At 62.4% G+C, this 4,355-nt stretch carries 5 protein-coding genes; 3 read left to right on the top strand and 2 right to left on the bottom strand.

What is annotated here, in order from left to right:
- Positions 1 to 362 (bottom strand): transposase (locus tag AC1P6P_RS00980; protein WP_481400564.1); only part of this gene is annotated, 362 nt, incomplete at its 3' end.
- Positions 363 to 387: 25 nt separating this feature from the next.
- Positions 388 to 783, bottom strand: coding sequence for a helix-turn-helix domain-containing protein (locus tag AC1P6P_RS00985; protein ID WP_481400565.1), 396 nt, complete (start codon positions 781 to 783; stop codon positions 388 to 390).
- Between the two features lie 311 nt (positions 784 to 1,094).
- Between AC1P6P_RS00985 and AC1P6P_RS00990 the strand changes: the two genes are divergently transcribed.
- The 3 genes from AC1P6P_RS00990 (at position 1,095) to AC1P6P_RS01000 (ending at position 4,267) form a co-directional block, all read left to right on the top strand.
- Positions 1,095 to 2,177, top strand: a complete 1,083-nt coding sequence (locus tag AC1P6P_RS00990; RefSeq protein WP_481400566.1) for a hypothetical protein — start codon at positions 1,095 to 1,097, stop codon at positions 2,175 to 2,177.
- Positions 2,178 to 2,271: 94 nt separating this feature from the next.
- A complete protein-coding gene (gene ettA, locus AC1P6P_RS00995; RefSeq protein ID WP_481400567.1) occupies positions 2,272 to 3,927 on the top strand; it encodes an energy-dependent translational throttle protein EttA in 1,656 nt (551 codons plus the stop codon).
- Positions 3,928 to 4,138: 211 nt separating this feature from the next.
- On the top strand, positions 4,139 to 4,267 hold the full coding sequence (locus AC1P6P_RS01000; RefSeq protein WP_481400568.1) for a hypothetical protein: 129 nt from the start codon (positions 4,139 to 4,141) through the stop codon (positions 4,265 to 4,267).
- Positions 4,268 to 4,355 lie beyond the last annotated feature (88 nt).

The raw sequence follows: 4,355 nt of genomic DNA on the forward strand, positions 1-4,355 counted from the left end.
GGCGAATAGGGCGGCAGGAACAGCGGCCAGGCGCCGCGATCCTGAATGAGCTCGGTCACGCGCGGCCCTTTGTGCGAGGACAGATTGTCCATGATGACGACATCGCCCTTGGCGAGGGTTGGGGCAAGTTGGCTCTCGATGTAGACTTCGAAGGCGCTGCGGTTCATCGGGCCATCGAGCACCCAAGGTGCCGTCAGGCCGTAACATCTGAGACCGGCAACGAAGGTCTGGGTGTGCCAATGGCCGAAGGGCGCATACATTCTGAGCCGCTCGCCGAGCGGTGCCCGCCCGCGCAAGCGCGTCATCTTGGTGGTCGTGCCGGTCTCGTCGATGAAGACCAGACGATGGGGCTCAAGGCTCATGCGCGGCACGCGAAGCCTGAACCACTCATCGCGCTGCTGGGCGACGTCGGGACGATTTTGTTCGCTGGCCAGCAAGGTTTTTTTTAAAGCGCAGGCCGTGGCGGATCAGAAAGCGCGACAGGCTTGCGGGCGCTGTCTCGGTGCCGGTCTCGGCCTTCAGCGCCTCGGCCAACTCCGGCATCGTGATGTCCGGCTTCTGCTTTATGCAGGCCAGCAGAAAATCCTTGTGGGGCTTGAGCTTACCCGCGCTGCCGCCACGCTTGCCGGGAGCGGCCGAGCCGGTGCGGTCCCAGCGCTCCACCAACTTGACCGCGCAGCTGGCGCTGACACCGAAACGGTCGGCAGCTTCTCGCCGCGAGCCGCCGTCTTCGACAAATCCGATAATCCGTTCGCGCAAATCCAAGGAATACGGCTTGCCCATGGTCCACCTCCGACCAAGGTGAATCATGATTTGCCCCTCAATGGGAATCCCCCTTGCGATTCCTGATGACTGTCCGATGCTCTAGGGCCGGCAAATGCCATTCACCCTGCTATTTGCAGTGTCCACAAGACGCTGGAGAGCTCCTAATTGCATTAACTATATCTTGTTTAATGAAGGCTCCCAATAGGTTCAAAAGAATCGCCGCTTGTTGCTGCGAAGTCACGGAAAAACCAAGGAAACCTTTGAGATCGTCAGCCCCCATCTGCTAAATTTGGGGCGTTCTGTGGGAGAGTATTTCGGTACGAAGTGCCATGAGGGGATATTGGTTAAGCCGCGCGCTTTTGGCCGCCGCGGGCGTTGTCGTCAGCCTGACGACCGCCGCCGTGTCGCTGGCGGCTGACACCAACGTAGTCTCCCGTTCGGCCGTGTCGTTCGATGTGCCGGTCCTGCTGCCCGATGCGGCGATGGCGCCCGTCAATGTGTTGGCGAACCCGCTGGCCGAAACCGTCGCGGGGTTGGCCCTCGACAACTCTCTGTCTTTGGACACCGCCTTCAACGCCGATGTGGTGAGTCTGCTCGATCGCTTTGCCCCGGGTGCGGACGCGTTCGACGGCTTGTTCTATTCGCCGGCGGCGCTCGGTTCGCCCTATGCCGGCCTGTCGAGCGGCGGCGCCTATGCCGGAATCCATGCCAAGCTGACGGAAGGCATCAACATTTCGTTCGGCCAGGCCTCGTCCGCGCCGGGCTTGAATCGCTATCTCGTCGGCCCCGCCACCGCCTATGCCAGCCTCGGCGGCCGTTTGCCGTTCGACCTGCGCTACACCAATTCGGTGCTCGCGGGCATGACCTGGAATTTCGCGCGCTGGGGCGGCGTCAATCTGATGGCGTCGCAGACCACCGAACACGGTGGCGTGCTCGGCGTGGTCAATCCGGCGTTGGGCGCGCGCACTTCTGCTCTGGGCGTGACCGCGCATGTCAGTTTCGGTGGCGGCTGGGTCACGACCGCGAGCTACAGTGAGGGCCTGACCCAGCTGTCGCTGCGGCCGGGCGCGCTGTCGCCGTCGACCACGCTGCGTACGGAATCGTTCGGCGTCGCCGTCGCCAAGAGCGGCCTGTTCAAGCGTAACGATGCGCTTGGCGTCGCCTTCGCCCAGCCGGCGCCAAGTTTCGGCGGGCCGCTGACGCCCGACAAATCCAACGAATTGCAGTTCTTCGGCCACGACAAGCTGCTGTCGTCGATGGCCCAGGAGACCGATATTGAGCTCGGCTACAAGACCGAGTTCTTCGGCGATTCGGTGGCGCTGCAGGCCAATGCGTCCTACCAGATGAATTTCGGCGGCATTACCGGACGCGACTCCGTCTCGCTGCTGTCCAAGGCCAAGATCAAATTTTGAATCAGGTCGGTAGCGGCGCGTCCGGTTGCGGTCGCGTGGCCGCTTCTGTACAACCCGCCCAACTCCACAAACCCCTTCCTTGAAAGGACTGCCGATGGCTGGCCCGCAATTCGTCTTCTACATGAAGGGTATGTCCAAGACCTACCCGGGCGGGAAGCAGGTCCTCAAGGACATCTGGCTGTCGTTCTATCCCGGCGCCAAGATCGGTATTGTCGGTGTCAACGGCGCCGGCAAGTCGACCCTGATGAAGATCATGGCCGGCATCGACAAGGAATTCACCGGCGAGGCCTGGGCGGCGGACGGCGTGCGCGTCGGCTACCTGCCGCAGGAACCGCAGCTCGATCCCGAGCTCGACGTCCGCGGCAACGTGATGCTCGGCGTCGCCGCCAAGAAGGCGCTGGTCGACCGCTTCAACGAGATCGCCAACAATTATTCCGACGAAACCGCCGACGAGATGGCGCGGCTGCAGGACGAGATCGAAGCCAAGGGGTTGTGGGATCTCGACAGCCAGGTCGACCAGGCGATGGATTCGCTCGGTTGCCCTGACGGCGATGCCGGCGTCGGCGCGCTCTCCGGCGGCGAACGGCGCCGCGTTGCGCTGTGCCGGCTGCTGCTCGATGCCCCCGACATTCTGCTGCTCGACGAACCGACCAACCATCTCGACGCCGAGACCACCGGGTGGCTGGAACGCACGCTGCGCGAATACGCCGGCTGCGTGATCCTGGTCACCCACGATCGCTACTTCCTCGACAACGTCACCAGCTGGATTCTCGAACTCGATCGCGGCAAGGGCATTCCGCACGAGGGCAACTACACCAAATTCCTGATCGAGCAGGAAGGCCGCTTCATGAAGGAGGGCCAGGAAGAACAGGCGCTGCAGAAGACCATCGCGCGCGAACGCGAATGGATTCAGCAGGGCGCCAAGGCGCGTCAGGCCAAGTCGAAGGCGCGTATCAACGCCTACGAAGACCTGGTGGCCAGGTCGAACGAGCAGCGCTCCGGCCCGGCCCAGATCATCATTCCGGTGGCCGAACGCCTCGGCAATGTGGTGGTGGAAGCCGACGGGTTGTCGAAGGCGTATGACGAACGGCTGCTGTTCGAGAACGTGACCTTCAACCTGCCGCCGGGCGGCATCGTCGGCGTCATCGGCCCCAACGGCGCCGGCAAGACGACATTGTTCCGTATGCTGACGGGTCAGGAAACACCCGATGCCGGCACGCTGCGGATCGGTCCGACGGTACACCTCGGCTATGTCGACCAGAGCCGCGACAGCCTCGATCCCAACAAGACCGTGTGGCAGGAAATCACCGACGGGCTCGACGTGCTCGAACTCGGCAAGCGGACGATGAACAGCCGCGCCTATTGCGGCGCTTTCAATTTCAAGGGCGGAGACCAGCAGAAAAAGGTCGGCCAGCTTTCAGGCGGCGAGCGCAACCGCGTGCACCTCGCGAAAATGCTGAAGTCCGGCGCCAATCTGCTGCTGCTCGACGAACCGACCAACGATCTCGACGTCGAAACCCTGCGCGCGCTGGAAATGGCGCTGGAAGAGTTCGCCGGCTGCGCCATGATCATCAGCCATGACCGCTGGTTCCTCGACCGCATCGCCACCCACATGCTGGCGTTCGAAGGCGACAGCCATGTGGAGTGGTTCGAAGGCAACTTCCAGGACTACGAAGCCGACAAGAAGCGCCGCCTCGGCATGGAAGCCGACCAGCCGCACAAGATCAAATACAAGCGGTTCGCGCGGTAACGTTCTGCCCCCGCGCCTTCGCGGGGGAAGTGGATCGCGCGTCAGCGCGAGACGAAGGGGGCTTCTCCCCGCAGCCGATATGTAGAACGCATCGGAAAACCGGGGCGTTTTGTTTGTGCATCGCCGTCATGGACCGGCTTGATCCACGGCTGTCCAGGTAGTGCCCCCACGCGAGAGCATCCGCTATAGTTGAGCAGATTCGGGGGCGCTCATGTTCAACAAGAAAACAGTCTTTATCCTCGGCGCCGGTGCAAGCTGGCATTACGGCTATCCGACGGGCGAGGAGTTGGTAAGGGCTGTCAGAACTACCGCAGAAGAAATTCTAGAGCAACTTCCCTGAAACGCGAGTCGGAAGGGATTCCCGCGGCGGTCTGATTGTGATTCGATTCTGCCGGTTTTGACCGGAGATTCGGTATGGGCAGGCCCTA

This window comes from Rhizomicrobium sp. (genome assembly GCF_056722145.1).

Bases quoted from the DNA above. Each gene is read 5' to 3' on its own strand.
- AC1P6P_RS01000 (WP_481400568.1), top strand. From the start codon at position 4,139: ATGTTCAACAAGAAAACAGTCTTTATCCTCGGCGCCGGTGCAAGCTGG.
- AC1P6P_RS00985 (WP_481400565.1), bottom strand. From the start codon at position 783: ATGGGCAAGCCGTATTCCTTGGATTTGCGCGAACGGATTATCGGATTT.
- AC1P6P_RS00990 (WP_481400566.1), top strand. From the start codon at position 1,095: ATGAGGGGATATTGGTTAAGCCGCGCGCTTTTGGCCGCCGCGGGCGTT.
- ettA (WP_481400567.1), top strand. From the start codon at position 2,272: ATGGCTGGCCCGCAATTCGTCTTCTACATGAAGGGTATGTCCAAGACC.